We start from the raw sequence: 17,163 nt of genomic DNA, 5'->3' as shown, positions 1-17,163 counted from the left end.
GACCCACGCCCGGGAAGCCGCCAAGGACACCGAACGTGCCCTCAACGGCCTGCGCGACAGCCTGGCCAAGCTGGGTGCCACCATTTTCAATGCCCGCAACGTCAAGCTGCAGCTCAGCCAGGCCTGGTTCCTGCCCTCCGGCGCCGTCAATGCCCTGCGCCGCGACGCGGCCGAACGCCTGGAGGCCGCCCGGGTAGCCGCCCTGCTGCCACTGCTGCCGCGTGCCGCCGTCGAGCCGCCCGCGCCCTACCCCCAGACCGAGCTTTCCTACCTGGCCAACGTGCTCAATCAAAAGGCCCGGGATTTCTATCACCGCCACGGCGTCGACCTGATCGAGGCAGCCTATGAGGCCAACGAACACACCGACGACGCCTCGCTGATGATCACCAAGCACTGCCTGCGCTACAGCTTCAACCTGTGCCCCAAGGAAGTGAAGGGCATCAAGCCCGACCCCATGACCCTGATCAATGGCAAGGAAAAGCTCACCCTGCGCTTCGACTGCAAGCGCTGCGAAATGCACGTGGTGGGGCGCATCCGCCAGTCGGTGCTGGACATGCCCGCCCAGCCGGTAAGCTTCCACGCCAAGGTTCCCGACCGTTTCCACGCCCCCCACTGATCGCCGCTGCCTCAATGAAAAAAGCCATCGCCATCACCCTGCTGGGTCTCGCCGTGCTGGTCGGCCCGGTTGTCTGGCAGTTCCTCAATTTCGATCCCAAGACAGTGCCCACGTCCGGCCTGCCTTGGCAGATCGAGACCCTGCCGGGGGGCGAGTCCCGGGTCTTCGACCTGACCCTGGGCAAAAGCACCCTGACTGACGCCCGGGCGCGCTTTGGCCCCGAGATGGAGCTGGCCATCGTGGCTACGCCCACCGAAGCCGGCAACGTGGAGGGCTACTACGAAGCCCTCACCCTGGGCTTTGTGGCCGGCAAGATGATCATCACCGCCGATCTGCCCCAGGACGTCATCGAGGGCATGCGCGAACGCGCCCCCAAGACCGAGTACATGCAGAGCACCACCCGCAAGGCCACCCTGGCCGAGGCCGACCGCGCCCTGGCCCTGGCGGCGCCGATCCGCGGCATTGCCTTCATCCCCAGCGCCCAGCTCGACGAGGCGGTGATCCTGGAGCGCTTCGGCCAGCCCGCCGAACGCATCCGCATCGGCGAGAACCTGGAGCACTTCCTGTACCCCGCCAAGGGGCTGGACGTGGTCCTCGACAGCAAGGGGCGCGAGCTCTTCCAGTACGTTGCCCCGGCGCGCTTCGACGCCTTGCGGGCCCCGTTGCGGCACTGACCTCATGGCCAGCCAGTCGGTCGAGCGGCGCCGCTGCCTGAGCTGCAACCGCTGGGGCGGCGAACGCAGGCCCGGCCAGGAGGCCGACACCGTGGACTACGATGAGGACAACGACCGCGGCCTTTGCCAGGACGGCCCCTGGCACAACACCCTGCGCCGCGGCCCCCGCAACGCCTGCGGCCAGTGGATCATCTGGGCAGCCTTGGTCCGCCCCGCCCCCGCTTCCGACGACCCAAGCCCGCCTGCGGCTTCCGCACCATGACCCCCGACACCTCCGAGTTCCTCGTCGCCTGCTTGTGCGCCGCCTGGTGCGGCACCTGCCGGGACTACCGGGCCGGCTTCGAGGCTATGGCCGCCCGGTTTCCCCAGGCCCGTTTTCTATGGCTGGACATTGAGGACGACGCTGACCTGCTGGATGACTACGACGTGGAGAACTTCCCCACCCTGCTCATCCAGCGTCACGACAGTGTGCTGTTTTTCGGCACCCTCCTGCCCCATCACGACATCCTGCGCCGGACCCTGGAGAATTTTCATGCCCAGACGCCGGAAGAGAGCCGCTACCATACCGAATCCGACCCCGAGCGGCAGCGTTGGCAGACTGAACGCAATCTGCGACGCGCCCTGGCCACCCGCCACATCTGACAACAATACGGAGACACACACCCATGGATGACTGCGTTTTCTGCCGCATCGTGCGCGGCGAACTGCCTGCCTCGAAGATCCACGAGGACGAACACACCCTGTCCTTCCTCAACATCGTCGCCGCCCACCCAGGCCACGCCCTGGTCATCGTCAAGGCCCACGTCGCCAACATCTACGACCTGGACGAGACCCAGTCCGCCGCCGTCTTTCAAGCCACCACCCGGGTCGCCCGTGCCGTCAAGGCCGCCACCGGGTGCGACGGCATCACCCTGTTCCAGGCCAACGAAGTCGCTGGCGGCCAGACCGTCTTCCATTTCCATATCCACGTACTGCCGCGCTTCGCCGACGACAAGCTGCTGCCTTTCTGGCCCGCCAGCTCCCCGGGCCGGGAAGCCCTCGACGCCATGGCCGAACGCCTGCGCGCCGTCCTCTAAGCCTCACCGTCCCCGCCTCGCTGCCCGCCCCTTCACCCGGGCGGGCGTCGTCCGTTAAGGGTAATACCCTCACTTGCCGGCAGGCCGACTGCCTGCCCGATCCGTCATGAGCCTGCTCAGCCCCGAAGCGCCCTTCGCCATTCTGCTGATGGTCGTGGGCGGCGCCCTCATCCTTCGCCCCCTGCAGGCCTGGCGACGCTCGCTGGTGAACACCGGCGTGTTCTTCAGCGCCTGCCTGCTGGGCGACCTGCTTGCAGGGGTGCTGGCCGGCGAACTCCAGCCCGCCGCCCTGCGCTGGCTGCGTGAGATGGCCGTGTTCGGCGAGGGCCTGGCCGTCATCCGCTACCTGGGTCTGGCCCTCTTCAACGTGGTGTTGCCGCGCATGCGGGTGCACATCTCGGGCATCCTCGCCGACATCCTGGTGATCATCGGCTACATCGCCTGGGCCTTCCTGCGGCTCAACCTGGCCGGAGTGGAGTTCTCGCACCTGTTCGCCACCTCTGCCGTCCTCACCGCCGTGGTGGCCATCTCCATGCAGGACACCCTCGGCAACCTGCTGGGCGGCCTCGCCCTGCAGATGGACAACTCCCTGGAGATCGGCGACTGGATCCAGATGGGCGATATCGGCGGGCGAGTCAGTGACATCCAGTGGCGCTACACCGCCATCATCACCCGCAGCGGGGAGCGGGTGGTGATCCCCAACAGCCATCTGATGAAAAACCGCTACGCCGTTATCTGCAACAGCCGCCAGGCTGTGCCCAACCAGCGTCGCACCATCGCCTTCAACGTGGACCTGTCGGTACCGCCCGCCCGGGTCAGCGCCGCCGTGCTTCAGGACATCCAGACCGCGCAGATCCCCAACGTCAGCCTCACACCCCCACCCCAAAGCCTGCTGGTGGACTTCGGCCCGGGCTTTGCCCGCTATCAGTTGCGTTACTGGCTGCTCGATCCGGGCCCGGACGAGGCCACTGACTCCGACGTGCGCCACCACGTGCTGGCCGCCCTGCAACGTGAAGGCATCCGCCTTGCTGTCAGCGACCAGACCATCCACCTGGTGCAGGAGGGCGAAACCCACCGGGGCGAAGTGCGTGCCCGGGAGCTCAACCGCCGCCTGCAGGCCATCGCCCAGATCGACCTGTTCTGCCGCCTGTCCGAGGCCGAACAGCTCGAACTGGCCGGCCGCCTGGTGAATGCCCCCTTTGCGCGGGGCGACATCGTCACCCGCCAGGGTTCCATCGCCCACTGGCTCTACATCATCGTCAGCGGTGAAGCCGAAGCCTGGTGGCAGCCCCCCGACGGCAGCCCCCAGCGCTTGCTCGAAAAACGCGGCCCTGGCAGCGTCTTTGGCGAGCTCGGCCTGATGACCGGCGCGCCGCGCCGCGCCACCGTGATCGCCGTCACCGACGTGGAGGCCTACCGCCTCGACAAGGCCGGCTTCGAACACATCATCCGCGCCCGCCCGGAGCTGGCCGAGGGCATCTCGGCCATCCTGGAGCAGCGCCTCGCCCACTTCCAGGATCTGGAGCGGGGCCACGCAGAAGGCCGCAGCACCCCATCCATCAGCCAGGGCTCCGAAGTGGCCGCCCTGGGCAAAAAGATCCGCGAATTCTTCGGGCTGTAAGCCCGCCCCCCTTCACGAAAGCCAACCTGCACATGTCCGATACCCCCACCCTGATCTCTGCCCTGGGCCACGCCCTCGACGCCCGACAGAGTCTGATCCCCCAGCTCCACGCCGAAGGTACCGATGCCTACCGGCTGTTCCACGGCACCGTCGAGGGCCGCCCGGGCCTCACCGCGGACCGCTACGGCAGCCTGATCCTGGTGCAGAGCTTCCACGGCCCCCTGGCCGCGGATGACGAAGCCGCCGTAGCGGCCTTCTACCAGAGCGCCTTTGCGGGGACCGATGTGATCTACAACGACCGCAGCCACGCCAACTCGCGGGTCAGCAATCCACTGCCGCCCGACCAGCTGGCCAGGGCCGAGGCGCTGCGGGAATTCTCCGAGCTGGGGGTGAAGTTCAATGTCCAGGCCCGCCATGCCGGGCAGGACCCATGGCTGTTCCTCGACCTGCGCGCTGCGCGCCGGCGCATCATGGCCGAAGCCCCGGGCAAGTCCCTGTTGAATGTCTTTGCATATACCTGCGGCGTGGGCGTCGCTGCCGCCCATGCCGGTGCCCGGCACGTGGTTAACGTGGACTTTGCCGAATCCAGCCTGTCGGTTGGCAAGGCCAACGCCCGCCTCAACACCCTGGCCACCCGCCCCCGCTTCGTAAAGAGCGATGCCTTTGCCGCCATGCGCCAGCTGTCCGGCCTCGGCCAGCCCAAGATGGTCCGCGGCAAACACTTGCCGCCCTTCCCCACCCTTGAGAAGCACAGTTTCGATCTGGTCTTTCTCGACCCACCACGTTATGCCAAGAGCGCCTTCGGCGTAGTAGACCTGGTCAATGACTACCCGGCATTGTTCAAGCCCGCCCTGCTGTGCACCAGCGAAGGTGGCACCCTGGTGTGCTGCAACAACGTAGCGCAGGTCGCCCGTGATGCCTGGGCCGACCAGCTGGTCCGCAGCGCCAAGAAGGCTGGTCGGGAGGTGCGGGAGATGGAATGGATCACCCCGGAAGCGGACTTTCCCAGCAGCGACGGCAACCCGCCCCTGAAGACCCTGCTGCTGCGCGTCTGAGCGCAGAGGGTGAGCGGCCCTGCCCCTTGCAGGCAGGGCCGGGGTTCATTCGTCCCGCTCTGCGTCACGCTCCCGGTCGGCTTCGAGCCCGGCCTCCTTTGCCGCGGCCCTGGCGGCCTCGGCTTCGGCATGGGCCTGCAGCATGGCAGCGCGGCTGTCCGGGCTCTCCAGGCTGACCCGGCCGATGGCGCCATCCCGGTATTCCTGCAGCAGGATGAGGGACGCCTTTTCGATATCGAGCCCACCGCCCTTGAGCAGGCAGCCCCGACGCCGGGCAATGGCCTCCACCAAGGCCGGTCCGTCCAGCCCTTCGACAGCGAGCTTGTAGCGGGCCGCCACCAGGGCCGGATAGCGGGCAAGCAGCACATCGCCGAGAAAGTTGGCCACCGCCTCGTCGATCACCGCGTTGCGGCCAATCGCGTGGCTGGCGGCAAGCATGTAGCCGTCGGAATCGTAGGCGATCTTCGGCCACATCATCCCCGGGGTGTCGATGAGCGTGGCCGTGGGCGACAGATCCAGCACCTGCTGGGTCTTGGTCACCGCCGGCTCGTCCCCCACCTTGGCCACGCGCTTCTTGAGCAGGGCGTTCATCAGCGTGGATTTGCCCACGTTGGGGATACCCATGATCATCATGCGCAGGGGCTTGAGGCGGTCATTGCGGTGAGGTGCCAGGGGCCGGCACAGGCCCACCACCTTGGCCACATCACTAGGCTTCTTGCATGACAGGGCCACCGCATGCACGCCCTTCTGGGCGTTGAAGTGGGCCAGCCACTGGGCCGTGACCGCCGGATCGGCCAGATCGGCCTTGTTGAGAATCTTCAGGCAGGGGCGCTGGCGGTGCACCCGCAGCTCCCGGATCATCGGATTGCAGCTGGCCTCGGGCAGGCGGGCGTCGAGCACTTCGATGACAACATCGATCCGTTCCATGCTCTCCGCCGCCTTCTTGCGGGCAGAAGTCATGTGACCGGGAAACCACTGGATGGACATGGGCGTGCGCTGAATCAATGTAAGCCCGCCATTATCAGGGCAAAATGTCGCCCTCTTGAAGGAAACTCTGCCGGAAGCCGCGCACCATGAGCCACGAAGAAGTCATCGCCGCCACCCGCGAATGGGTCGAAAAGGCCGTCATTGGCCTCAACCTATGCCCCTTTGCCAAGTCGGTCTACGTCAAGAACCAGGTCCGCATCGTGGTCAGCGACGCCCGCCACCTGGATGGTTTCCTGGAAGACCTGGACCGGGAGCTTGATCACCTGGCCGAAGTCGATCCCGAAACCACCGACACCACCCTGCTGGTGCACCCCACCCTCTTCCCCGACTTTCTGCTCTTCAATGACGTACTCGAAATCGCCGATGAGGCCATCACCGAGCATGAACTGGAGGGCGTACTGCAGATCGCCAGCTTCCACCCTGACTTCCAGTTTGAGGGCACCGAGCCGGATGACATCACCAACTACACCAACCGCTCCCCCTTCCCCACCCTGCACCTGATCCGTGAGGCCAGCATCGACAAGGCGGTGGAAGCCTTCCCCGAAGCCGAAGAGATCTACGAGCGCAACATGGAGACCCTGCAGAAACTAGGCATTGCCGGCTGGAAGGCCCTGGGCCTGACGGTTTCGGGCACCGCCAAGAACCATGGCGAAGAATAAGCCCGCCGCCAAGCCTGCGGCTGTACCGGCCGTCCACCCGGAGATCCGCCCGGGTCAGTCCGTCGAGTTGCTGAAGGAGCTGCACATCCTTACCCGGGACGGTCAGCTCAATCAGGATAGCCGGCGCAAGCTCAAGCAGGTCTATCACCTCTACCAGTTCATCGAGCCACTACTGGCCGAGGTGCTGGCCGACACCGGCGACCTGAGCCTGGCCGACCATGGCGCAGGCAAGTCCTACCTGGGTTTCATCCTGTACGACCTGTTTCTGAAGGACAAGCCGGCCGGCACCCTCTATGGCATCGAGACCCGAGCCGAGCTGGTGCAGCGATCCCGCGAACTGGCCGAACGCCTGGGGTTTCCGCGCATGCGCTTTCTGGACGTGAGCGTCGAGGAATCCACCCGCTCCGAGGTGCTGCCCGAACACTTCGACGTGGTCACGGCCCTGCACGCCTGCAACACCGCTACTGATGACGCCATCCAGTTCGCCCTTGCCAAGGATGCCCGCTTTGTAGTGCTGGTGCCCTGCTGCCAGGCCGAGGTGGCCAGCGTGATGCGCCAGAACAAGAACGCCAGCTTCGGCAAGACGCCCCTGTCGGAGATCTGGCGCCACCCCCTCCACACCCGGGAGTTCGGCAGCCAGCTCACCAACGCCCTGCGCTGCCTGCAACTAGAGGCTCACGGCTACCAGGTGACAGTGACCGAGCTGGTGGGCTGGGAGCACTCCATGAAGAACGAGCTGATCATCGCCAAACGCACCGGCCAGCCGCGCAAGAACGCCATGCAGCGCATCGAGGCCATTCTGGATGAGCTCAACCTTGCCGAGTTGCGGAGCCGTTTCGCATGCTGAGCTTCGTGCTGGCGGGGCTGGCCGGGCTCCTCGTCGTGGCCCTGTGGCCGCGCCTGTCGCGGCTGCGCCGACGCTATGACGAGGCAGCCCTGAGCCCCCTGCACCTGCAGCCTGGCGACAGCCCCAACCCGGCCCTGACACCGCGCCTCCACAGCTGGGTACACGACGGTGCCGGCAACGGCGCCAGCATCCTGCCCTGGCAGCTTGCACGTCCGCCCAAACCCCTCACCACGCTTCACCTGCCTGCCAGCCAGGCCCCCGCCGTGCGCCACTTCGGCTACCGGCTGGCCGGCTATCACCAGCTGGACGAACGCAGCCGCCTGGGCGGGTTGGCCTATCGTATCGGCGTACAGTTGGGGCCGGTGCTATGGTTTGTGCCCAATAACGCCGGCACCAACAGCAACACCCCCTGGGACGACGCCTGGCTGGAACAGGTGGACGATGCCAGGCTCGCCGCCCTTCGGGTCTGGAATCCGCGCCGCCCCACCCTGATCGTGCTCGATGGCCTCCCCATAGGGCGAACCACTGACGTCCTGCATGCCCTGGCCCACGCCGCCGACCTGGCCGAGCAGGCAATCCGCGTAATCGTGCTAGAAGAAACCTCGCCGACTTGACCGAAGGCGCTAACGGAAGGGATAGGGCCGCGCCAGCGCGGGTGCGGCCGGCTTGGCCGGTGCAGGCGTAACCACGGGCGGCCGGTAACGCGGGTAGACCGGATAGATCGGCGTCGTATAGAGCGGCAGCGTCGCCATTCTGGCCTGACGGTCAGCCTCCTCCCGCTCCGCCTGACGCTGACGCAGCAGTTCTGTCTGGCGCCGCTCCTCTTCCAGGCGCCGTCGCTCGGCGGCCTCCTGTGCCTGACGCGCCTCCAGTGCCCGCGCCTCACGCACCAGGCTGTCGCTCCGCGAGAGCGCCTCCATCTGCATCTCCCGGCTCAGAGGAGGTGGCGTTTCGACTCGCGTCCCACGGCTGCCGCCGCTGCAGGGCCCATCGGTATAGGTCACTCGATTGTCGGCGTCGATGCACTTATTGACTGCCTGAGCAGGCGCCATGCCGCCCAGCACAGGCAGCAAGGCCACAGCCAGCCGGCAAAGAGCGGCACCCGTTTCCCTTACATCCATTTCGTTCAACTCCAGGACTGAAGGCCTACTGGAAGACTAGGCCGGCAAACAAGCCTGCGCCAGCCTGCCGCGTCACGCACAGGCACTGCCCGAACCTTGAAAATTCAAGAAAACGCTGAAGTGATTGATAGCCGGCCCAGCGCCTGCATTGGCAGTTTTGTCTTTGTCCTGTTTTTTTTGACAAGAAGGACGGCGTGGGTGCTCATGCGGGTGCGAAAAAGCAAAAAGCCCTGATTTCTCAGGGCTTTTTGCTGTAGTGCTTGGGGCGACATACCGGGTTCGAACCGGTGACCACTGGAATCACAATCCAGTGCTCTACCAACTGAGCTAATGCCGCCACTGCAGGTCATCGACTTTCATCGCCAACCTATAAACCAAATTTTCCAGAGCCTGCCCGACAGGAATCGAACCTGTAACCCCCGGCTTAGAAGGCCGGTGCTCTATCCAGTTGAGCTACGGGCAGATTGCCGCGGGCACCGGGGTCAAGCTTTGGTCGGGGTGGAGAGATTCGAACTCCCGACATCTTGCTCCCAAAGCAAGCGCGCTACCGGACTGCGCTACACCCCGAGAGCCGCGAATAATACATAGCCCTTTCGATCTCGTCAAACAAGATCGCAACAATTTTTCTTCACCCTCGAAAAAACGGGCCCGGGAACATATTCTTGGTGTCTCCGTGTCATTGCACATGGTCGGCACCGTTGACCCTGCACCAAATCCATCGGCTCAACCGATAATAGGATCCGATGCTTCCTCGCCCAACCCCTTCGCGGCCTCGCCAGACAGTTCTCGCATGCGTGCTTTTTGCGGGCGGTATCTGCGCGCCCCTCGCCGCATTGGCGGGAGGCGCACCGGGCGGATGGATAGATGCGGCACTCGCCCCCTATCTGCTTGGCGGGGCGGGCGGGATGGCAGCGGGGCTGGTGTTCCGCCGCCTGCTCCGCCCACCGAGGACACCCAGGGCCACCCGCCCGGCCGCCGAGCCCTTGTGGCGGGACTTCATCGAGATCTCGGGTGACTGGCTCTGGGAGACGGATTCCGAACTGCGCTTCGTTGCCATTCCCGACGCCCCTCCTCCTCCCAGCATTGCGCCACCGGATGTAATCGGCCGCCACTGGAAGGATGTGATCCTGCCAGACCTGCCCACCGACTTTGCCGTGGCCCTGGAAGAAACCATGGCCCGCCACGGCCCCCTGGCCGCCACGCTGCCACGCCACAGCCCGGGGGGTGAAACGCGCCACCTGGAGCTGAAAGGACGGCCGATGTTCGACGTGGAGGGTCACTTTTCCGGCTACCGGGGGATCGGCCGGGAGGTCACCGAACGGGCGCGCCTGGCCGCCGACCTGGAACGAAGCGAAGAGCGCATCGTCGCGCTGATCACCTATGGTCACGATGGCTACTGGGAACAGGACGCTGACCTGCGTTACACCACACTCACGGCCAGTTCCGGGCATCTCGCCGACCTGGCCGCCGAAGACACTATTGGCAGCCGGCGATGGGAGCTGCCCGGCGTGTCCCCGACCACCGCCCCCTGGGCTGCCCACATCGAGCGCCTGCGCCAGATAGAGCCGTTCTCCGACTTCCTGTTCTGTCGCCCCGACCCCCAGGGTCGCCGGGTATGGCTGAAGGAATCCGGCATTCCGGTATTTGATCGGCGGGGCGTGTTTGCGGGCTACTGCGGCACCACCCGCAACGTGACCGAGGAGATCGAATCCCGGCAACAGCTGAGCCGGGACGAAGCCCTTTTCCGCAGCCTGTTTGCCGACGCACCGGTTGGCATTGGCCGGATCTCCATTGATGGCTACCTGGTGCAGGCCAATACGGCCCTGGCAGCAATGCTCGGGCGACCGGCCACCGAGCTGGTCATGCAGCCTGTCGCCACTGCCCTGATGGAAGAAGATGTGGCGGCCTGCGAGGCCCTGCGGCAACGCTGTCTGGCCGGCGAGATGGCTGAATTCACCCGTGAAACGCCCTTCCGGCGCGCTGATGGCCACCCGGGCTGGTGCGTCGATACGCTGCGGCGCGTCGACGCCCCAGAAGGCGGCCCGCCGAGCCTGCTGCTGGTACGCCAGGACATCACTGCCCTGCGCGCCGCCATCACTGACCGGGAAATCACCGGAAGGCGCCATCAGGCGCTCTTTGAACACTCGCCCGAGGCTACCCTGGTGGTGGTCGGCGGGCAGATCCGGCTGGTTAACGCCGCCTGCCGGCAACTCTTTGGTGGCGACAGGCCGGCCGAGCTGGAGGGCCTTGAGCTTCTCAGCCTGATCCACCCGGACGATCGGGCCATGGAAACCGCCCGCCTGGCTGATTTCGGCGCAGCCCCCCGGCAGCAGCGACTGGCCCCGCTGCCGCTGCGCTACCGTCGGCTGGACGGCGAGACCATCAATGCCGAAGCCACCGGCGTACGCCTCGATTTCGAGGGGCGTCCGGCCATGCTCTACGTGCTCCGCGACGTCGGCCGCTGGCTGCTCGCCGAACAGGTGCTGCGCGAGAGCCAGGCCATGTACCGGGACGTGGTCGAGTCGGTCAACGAGATCCTCTTCCAGACGGATGCCGAGGGCCGCCTCACCTTCCTCAATCGAGCCTGGCGCAACACCACCGGCTTCGACACCCGCCTGAGTATCGGCCAGAACCTGCTCGATTTCGTGGCGGAAGATGAGCGTGGTCGAGTGGGGCATTGCCTGGGAGCGATCCGCGAGGGCTACGAGGAGATCGGCCAGTTCGAGTTCCGCCTGCGCACCCAGGCCAGCGGGCCGCGCTGGGTCGAGGCCACCATCCGCCCCCTGCGCGATACCTATGAACGCATCGTGGGCAGCTCCGGCACCCTCGACGACATCACCGCCCGCAAGGAAGCCGAGCAGACCCAGCGCAACCTCAATCGGGAGCTGGAATCCCGGGTCCGGGTGCGCACCGCCGAACTGGAAGCCTCCAATCGAGAGCTGGAGGCTTTCTCCTACTCCGTCTCCCACGATCTCCGCGCACCGCTGCGTGCCATCGACGGCTTTGCCCAGATCGTCGCCGAAGACTACGCACCACGCCTGGACGACATCGGCCGTGAGTACCTGCAACGCATCCGGGTCGCCACCCAGCGCATGGCACGCCTGATCGACGACCTGATCGACCTGGCGCGGCTGACCCGCCAGAGCATGCGGCGGGAGTCGGTGAACCTCAGCCAACTGGTGGAGCAGATCCTCGGTGAACTACGCCAGGAAGACCCGCAGCGCCAGGTGGAAACCAACATCGAACCCGGGCTCTGCGTGGCCGCCGACCGGGCCCTGATGCGGGTGGCCCTCGACAACCTGCTGCGCAATGCCTGGAAGTTCACCAGCCGCCGGGAGGTGGCCCAGATCCGTTTCCACGCCGAGATGCGCGACCGCCAGATCGTGTACTGCGTTTCCGACAACGGCGCTGGTTTCGACATGAGCTTCGCCTCAAAGCTGTTCCTGCCCTTCCATCGCCTGCACGGCATCAGCGAGTTCGACGGCACCGGCATCGGCCTGGCCACCGTTCAACGTGTCATCCAGCGTCATGAAGGCAAGGTCTGGGCGGAGTCAACTCCGGACAAAGGCGCAAGCTTTTTCTTCACGCTCAGCCACTGATTCGCCGCCCCCACATCAAACCGTTGCTGCCGTGCAACACTTTGAATTGAAAAGCATCGATATATATCGCAACGGAAATTGTGCGTCGCAATATGACTGTACTTTCCCCAATACGCAGGCAAAGCCCGCAGGGTAAAATCCGCCTCGACCCCAAATCGATAGACGTCCCCGTGACAACGGCAGAAAAATAGCCGCACGAATGCACTCAGCCGAGTACTCATCATGAACGAACAGCATTACCTCACGCCCCTCTTCGAGCCTCGCTCCGTCGCCATCATCGGCGCCAGCGAAAGGGACATGTCCCTGGGCAACATCCTCGTCCGCAACATGCTAGAGGCAGGATTCAAGGGCAAGTTGTTCGCCGTGAATCCGAAGTACGAACAGGTGCTGGGTGTCCCCTGTTACAAGAGCGTCGAAGAAATCCCCCAGCGGCTTGATCTGGCGGTCATCACAACCAAAGCCGACCGGGTCCCGGCCATTGTCGACGCCTGTGGTCGCGCCGGCACCAAGTCGGTGGTAGTGCTGCCCTCAGGCTTCTCCGACGCCGGCCCGCGGGGCCGCATGCTCGAAAAGAACACCTTCGAGAACGCCCGTCGCCACCGCATCCGCCTGCTCGGCCCCAACTGTCTGGGCGTGCTGCGCCCCGAGCTGGGTCTGAATGCCAGCTTTGCCGACGGCGGTGCCATCAAGGGTTCCATCGGCCTGATCTCCCAGTCCGGCGCCCTCTGCTCGGCCATCCTCGACTGGGCCCGCCCCAACAACGTGGGCTTCTCGTCCGTGGTGTCCCTGGGCACTTCGGTAGATATCGACTTTGGTGAAGTGCTCGAATACATGGTGTCGGACTCCCGCACCGAGAGCATCTTTCTGTACGTGGAGGGGATCAAGGACGCCCGGCGCTTCGTCAGCGCCCTGCGTGCCGCGGCCCGGGTCAAGCCGGTGCTGCTGATCAAGGTGGGCCGCCATCCGGCCGGCTCTCAGGCCGCCCTGCTGCACTCCGGCGCCATGGTGGGCGAGGACGCGGTGTTCGACGCGGCCCTGCGCCGCGCTGGGGTGATCCGCCTGTACAACATGGGCCAGCTATTTGCCGCGGCCAACGCACTGTTCTCCCATTTCCGGCCCAGGGGCAACCGTCTGGCCGTGATCACCAATGGTGGCGGCCCCGGCGTGATGGCCGCCGACCGGGCCGCCGACCTGCGCATTCCCATGGCCCAGCTCAACGACGCGACCGTCGCGAAGCTCAACGAAATCCTCCCGCCCAACTGGTCCCACTGCAACCCGGTGGACATCATTGGCGACGCTGACCCCGAGCGCTATGCCAAGACCCTCGAGATCGTCCTGGCCGACGAGAACGTGGAGGGCGTCCTGACCATCCTCACCCCCCAGGCCATGGCCCGACCTACCGAGGTTGCCCAAAAGATCATCGAGATCGAGCGCGCAGCGGACAAACCGGTGTTCACCTGCTGGATGGGCGAGGAGCAGGTCCGCGAGGGGCGCAAGCTCTTCGAGGCGGCCGGCATCCCCACCTTCCGCACCACCGAACCGGCGGTCGAGCTCTTCGGCCACATCTCGGCCTACTACCGCAACCAGAAACTACTGGTACAGACCCCCAGTTCCCTGTCCTCCGACCTGAACCCCCCGTCGGTGGAAAGCGCCCGCCTGGTCATCGAAACCGCCCTTTCCGAGCGCCGCAAGAACCTTAACGAGATGGAGTCCAAGGCGCTGCTGGCAGCCTTCCGCATCCCCATCGCGCAAACCGTGGTGGCCCGCTCAGCCACCGAAGCCATGGTGCTGGCCGAAGAACTGGGCCTGCCGGTCGCCATGAAGATCGACTCCCCATCCATCACCCACAAGGCCGAGCTGGGTGGCGTGCGCCTCAACCTGCGCGGCCTGGCCGCGGTACGCACCGCCTACCAGGAGATCCTGGAAGAGGTGAAGAAGAAGCGCCCCGACGCCATCATCAACGGTGTGGCCATCGAGCCGATGATCATCAAGCCCTACGGCCGCGAGCTGATGGTCGGCGCCTTCCGCGACCCCGTCTTCGGCCCGGTGATCACCTTCGGCGAAGGCGGCGCCCACGTGGAAATCCAGAAGGACCGTGCGGTGGCTTTGCCGCCCCTCAACAACTACCTGGTGCAGGATCTGATCAAGTCCACCCGCGTGGCGACCCTGCTCGGCGAATACCGCAACATGCCGCCGATCAACATGGAGTCCCTGGAGTTCGTGCTGCTGCGCATCTCCGAAATGGTGTGCGAGCTGCCGTGGATCCGCGAGATGGACATCAACCCGCTGATCGTGGACGAACACGGCGCTGTTGCCGTGGATGCCCGGATCGTGGTGGACAACATCGCGCCCACGGCGGACCGCTACGACCACATGGCGATCCACCCCTACCCATCACACCTGATCACCAAGATCTCGATGCCCGAGGGCGAGATCGTCATCCGCCCGATCAAGCCTGAGGATGCCGACCTGGAAATCGAGTTCGTGCGCAAGCTGTCGCCCGAAACCAAGTATCTCCGCTTCATGAACACCATGCGCGAGCTGCCGCCCGCCATGGTCGCCCGCCTCACCCAGATCGACTACGACCGGGAAATGGCTTTTGTGGCCACCATCGAGGAGGACGGCACCGAGGTGGAGATCGGGGTGGCGCGCTATGCAGTGAATCCCGACGGGGAAACCTGCGAGTTCGCCATCGTCGTGGCCGAAGACTGGCAGCACCGGGGCCTGGCCCGCCGGCTCATGGGTGTGCTCATCGAAACCGCACGCAACCGTGGTCTCCACGCCATGACCGGCATCTTCCTGTCCAATAACGACCGCATGCTCAAGTTCGTCCAGAGCCTGGGCTTCGTACTCACCAACGACCCGGAAGACAACACCGTCAAGCACGGCGCACTGATGCTGCAGGGCTGATGATGAACGACACGCCCACCACGGCCGTGCGCTGCGCCTGGTGCGGGGCCGACCCCCTGTACCAGGCCTACCATGACACCGAGTGGGGCGTGCCGCTCCACGACGACCGGGCGCTGTTCGAGCTTCTGACCCTCGAAGGCGCCCAGGCCGGGCTGTCGTGGATCACCGTGCTACGCAAGCGCGAAACCTATCGGCAGGCCTTTGCCGGCTTCGATCCGGCCGTCGTGGCCGCCTTCACCGAGGCCGACCAGGCCGCGCTGATGCTCAACCCGGGCATCGTCCGCAACCGCCTGAAGATCTCCTCCACCATCGACAACGCCCGTGCCTTCCTGGCCATCCAGGCCGAGTTCGGCAGCTTCGATGCCTGGCTGTGGCGCTTTGTGGAGGGAAACCCCATCCAGAACAGCCTGCGCAGCCTGGCCGACGCCCAGGCCAGCACAGCCCTCTCCGACGAACTCAGCAAGGCCCTCAAGAAGCGCGGCTTCCGCTTCGTAGGCAGCACCATCTGCTACGCCTTCATGCAGGCCGCCGGCCTGGTGAACGACCACACCACCGACTGTTTCCGCCACCGGGAAGTGGCCGCGCTATCATCGCGCCCTCTGTAACCCCGCCCCCTCCGGAATCATGACCGACCAGATCGAAATGGCCGAGCTGCACGGCCAGCCCGTCATCAAACTGCAAACCCCCGAGGGCGCCGTCGCCCTGATCAGCCTGTTCGGCGCCCAGCTGCTGTCGTGGACGCCGGCCGGCGGCGAAGACCGCCTCTACCTCAGCCCGAAGGCCATCTTCGACGGCCACACCGCCATCCGCGGTGGTGTCCCCGTGTGCTTCCCCCAGTTTGCCGGCGAAGGCCCCCTGCCCAAGCATGGCTTTGCCCGCAACAAGCGGTGGGAAGTCAGCGGCAGCCGCGCCGGCAAGGATTTCGCCGTCACCACCCTGCAACTGGCGGACGACGCCGACACCCGCACCCTGTGGCCCCACGCCTTTGCCGCAGAGATGAGCATCTCCATCGGCGGCGGGCGCCTGGACATGGAGCTGGAAGTCACCAATACCGGCGACACGCCCTTCAGTTTCACCGCAGCCCTGCACACCTATCTCAAGGTGCGCGAAGTGGAAGCCCTGCGCATCGAAGGCCTGCGCGGGCTCGACTACCGGGACTCGGCGGATGACAACAGGATCAAGAAGGAAAGCGGCGTCGGCGTACTCATCGAAGACGAGACCGACCGCATCTACCACGGCACGCCCCCCACCCTGCTGGTGCGCGAAGACCACCGGGCAATGGGCATCCACGCCGAGAACTTTCCCGACGTGGTGATCTGGAACCCCTGGGAAGACAAGTGTCGCCAGCTGGCCGACATGCCCGCCGACGGCTTCCGTCGCATGCTCTGCGTGGAAGCCGCCGCCGTGCGTCAGCCCGTGGAACTGGCCGCCGGCGCCTCCTGGTGGGGCCGGCAGACCCTGGTGGCGATGTAACTCAGTTAGTCGAGGCGCGTACCGCGTCGGCCACGTTCCGGCCGTTCACCCGCACCACCGCGACGGTGTGGCCGGAACCATCCACTTCCACCGGCTCCACCGACACGCTGCCCGCATCGAGCGCCCGCTGCAGGCGCTGGGTGGCGTGTTCGGAGCTCATCCCCGGCTCACGGGCATCCAGCCCGTGGACGCGGATCTTGCGACCGCTCTGATAGAAGGTTGCTCCATCCATCGCATACGCCCGCGCCACCCCGCGCCCCGAGCGAGCCTGGGGTTGAGCGGGCACGGCAGCCGGTGCCGCGACCGGTGCCGCGGCCGGCACGGGGACGACAGCCGGACCTGCCGGCGCAGCATTACGCTCCACCGGTGCCGGTGCCGGCGCTGCCTGCTGCGGCACCGGCGCCTGCACCGGGCGGGCAGCTTCGGCAGCACGTGAAGCATTGAGAGCCGCAGCCGCGGCGGCGGCGGCCTCGGGGCCCGACAGCTCGGAAGTCGCAGGCGTATAACGGGCTACCGGTGCCACCC

General features: G+C 65.8%; 17 protein-coding genes and 3 tRNA genes. 14 read left to right on the top strand and 6 right to left on the bottom strand.

All coding sequences use genetic code 11. The features are described 5' to 3' along the window. The 7 genes from PHI64_RS21555 to PHI64_RS21525 all read left to right on the top strand — a co-directional run. Positions 1-616, top strand: a 616-nt coding sequence (locus PHI64_RS21555) for a DUF3656 domain-containing protein (RefSeq protein ID WP_299887784.1), incomplete at its 5' end; no start/stop codon positions are given. A gap of 14 nt (positions 617-630) precedes the next feature. Further along, the gene (locus tag PHI64_RS21550) at positions 631-1,290 is read left to right on the top strand and encodes a hypothetical protein (RefSeq protein ID WP_299887781.1); all 660 of its coding nucleotides are present in this window, start codon (positions 631-633) and stop codon (positions 1,288-1,290) included. Positions 1,291-1,294: 4 nt separating this feature from the next. Then, positions 1,295-1,552: a hypothetical protein gene (locus PHI64_RS21545; protein ID WP_299887778.1), complete on the top strand. Its 258-nt coding sequence runs from the start codon at positions 1,295-1,297 to the stop codon at positions 1,550-1,552. Continuing rightward, the gene (locus PHI64_RS21540; protein ID WP_299887775.1) at positions 1,549-1,932 is read left to right on the top strand and encodes a thioredoxin domain-containing protein; all 384 of its coding nucleotides are present in this window, start codon (positions 1,549-1,551) and stop codon (positions 1,930-1,932) included. The genes PHI64_RS21545 and PHI64_RS21540 overlap by 4 nt, the downstream gene beginning before the upstream one ends. Positions 1,933-1,955: 23 nt before the next feature. Next, positions 1,956-2,366 (top strand): HIT family protein, encoded by a 411-nt coding sequence (locus PHI64_RS21535; protein WP_299887773.1) that lies wholly within the window; start codon positions 1,956-1,958, stop codon positions 2,364-2,366. Positions 2,367-2,472: 106 nt separating this feature from the next. Further along, a complete protein-coding gene (locus tag PHI64_RS21530) occupies positions 2,473-3,987 on the top strand; it encodes a mechanosensitive ion channel family protein (protein WP_299887770.1) in 1,515 nt (504 codons plus the stop codon). A 32-nt stretch (positions 3,988-4,019) separates the two neighbouring features. Then, the gene (locus PHI64_RS21525; RefSeq protein ID WP_299887768.1) at positions 4,020-5,042 is read left to right on the top strand and encodes a class I SAM-dependent methyltransferase; all 1,023 of its coding nucleotides are present in this window, start codon (positions 4,020-4,022) and stop codon (positions 5,040-5,042) included. Positions 5,043-5,087: 45 nt separating this feature from the next. On the opposite strand, the gene ylqF is transcribed toward PHI64_RS21525, so the two are convergent. Beyond that, positions 5,088-6,029 (bottom strand): ribosome biogenesis GTPase YlqF, encoded by a 942-nt coding sequence (gene ylqF, locus PHI64_RS21520; RefSeq protein ID WP_299887765.1) that lies wholly within the window; start codon positions 6,027-6,029, stop codon positions 5,088-5,090. Positions 6,030-6,115: 86 nt separating this feature from the next. Here ylqF and PHI64_RS21515 point away from each other — a divergent pair, with 86 nt between their 5' ends. From PHI64_RS21515 to PHI64_RS21505, 3 genes are read left to right on the top strand one after another with little or no spacing between them, the layout of a single operon-like run. Then, positions 6,116-6,688, top strand: coding sequence for a DUF1415 domain-containing protein (locus tag PHI64_RS21515; protein ID WP_299887762.1), 573 nt, complete (start codon positions 6,116-6,118; stop codon positions 6,686-6,688). After that, the gene (locus PHI64_RS21510) at positions 6,675-7,535 is read left to right on the top strand and encodes an SAM-dependent methyltransferase (RefSeq protein ID WP_299887759.1); all 861 of its coding nucleotides are present in this window, start codon (positions 6,675-6,677) and stop codon (positions 7,533-7,535) included. Before PHI64_RS21515 ends, PHI64_RS21510 begins: the two co-directional genes overlap by 14 nt. Then, complete coding sequence (locus PHI64_RS21505; protein WP_299887756.1) at positions 7,529-8,149, top strand: hypothetical protein; 621 nt, start codon at positions 7,529-7,531, stop codon at positions 8,147-8,149. Before PHI64_RS21510 ends, PHI64_RS21505 begins: the two co-directional genes overlap by 7 nt. A 9-nt stretch (positions 8,150-8,158) precedes the next feature. Here the strand turns inward: PHI64_RS21505 and PHI64_RS21500 are convergent, their stop codons facing one another. From PHI64_RS21500 to PHI64_RS21485, 4 genes are all read right to left on the bottom strand, one after another. Further along, positions 8,159-8,656 (bottom strand): DUF4124 domain-containing protein, encoded by a 498-nt coding sequence (locus tag PHI64_RS21500; protein ID WP_299887754.1) that lies wholly within the window; start codon positions 8,654-8,656, stop codon positions 8,159-8,161. Positions 8,657-8,917: 261 nt separating this feature from the next. Continuing rightward, a tRNA-His gene (locus tag PHI64_RS21495) sits at positions 8,918-8,993 on the bottom strand. Positions 8,994-9,045: 52 nt separating this feature from the next. Next, a tRNA-Arg gene (locus PHI64_RS21490) sits at positions 9,046-9,119 on the bottom strand. Between the two features lie 27 nt (positions 9,120-9,146). Next, positions 9,147-9,223, bottom strand: a tRNA-Pro gene (locus PHI64_RS21485). A gap of 338 nt (positions 9,224-9,561) precedes the next feature. Here PHI64_RS21485 and PHI64_RS21480 point away from each other — a divergent pair. The 4 genes from PHI64_RS21480 (at position 9,562) to PHI64_RS21465 (ending at position 16,638) form a co-directional block, all read left to right on the top strand. Continuing rightward, a complete protein-coding gene (locus PHI64_RS21480) occupies positions 9,562-12,255 on the top strand; it encodes a PAS domain S-box protein (RefSeq protein ID WP_299887751.1) in 2,694 nt (897 codons plus the stop codon). A 222-nt stretch (positions 12,256-12,477) separates the two neighbouring features. After that, positions 12,478-15,165, top strand: coding sequence for a bifunctional acetate--CoA ligase family protein/GNAT family N-acetyltransferase (locus PHI64_RS21475; protein ID WP_299887748.1), 2,688 nt, complete (start codon positions 12,478-12,480; stop codon positions 15,163-15,165). Beyond that, complete coding sequence (locus tag PHI64_RS21470; protein ID WP_299887745.1) at positions 15,165-15,770, top strand: DNA-3-methyladenine glycosylase I; 606 nt, start codon at positions 15,165-15,167, stop codon at positions 15,768-15,770. Before PHI64_RS21475 ends, PHI64_RS21470 begins: the two co-directional genes overlap by 1 nt. A 19-nt stretch (positions 15,771-15,789) precedes the next feature. Continuing rightward, the gene (locus PHI64_RS21465; protein WP_299887742.1) at positions 15,790-16,638 is read left to right on the top strand and encodes a D-hexose-6-phosphate mutarotase; all 849 of its coding nucleotides are present in this window, start codon (positions 15,790-15,792) and stop codon (positions 16,636-16,638) included. Position 16,639: 1 nt separating this feature from the next. Here the strand turns inward: PHI64_RS21465 and PHI64_RS21460 are convergent. After that, positions 16,640-17,163: hypothetical protein (locus PHI64_RS21460; protein ID WP_299887740.1), on the bottom strand; the 524-nt coding region annotated here is incomplete at its 5' end.

It is taken from the genome of Zoogloea sp. (genome assembly GCF_028689785.1).
Lineage (GTDB): Bacteria > Pseudomonadota > Gammaproteobacteria > Burkholderiales > Rhodocyclaceae > Zoogloea.
This window is presented reverse-complemented; position numbering and strand designations above follow the sequence as displayed.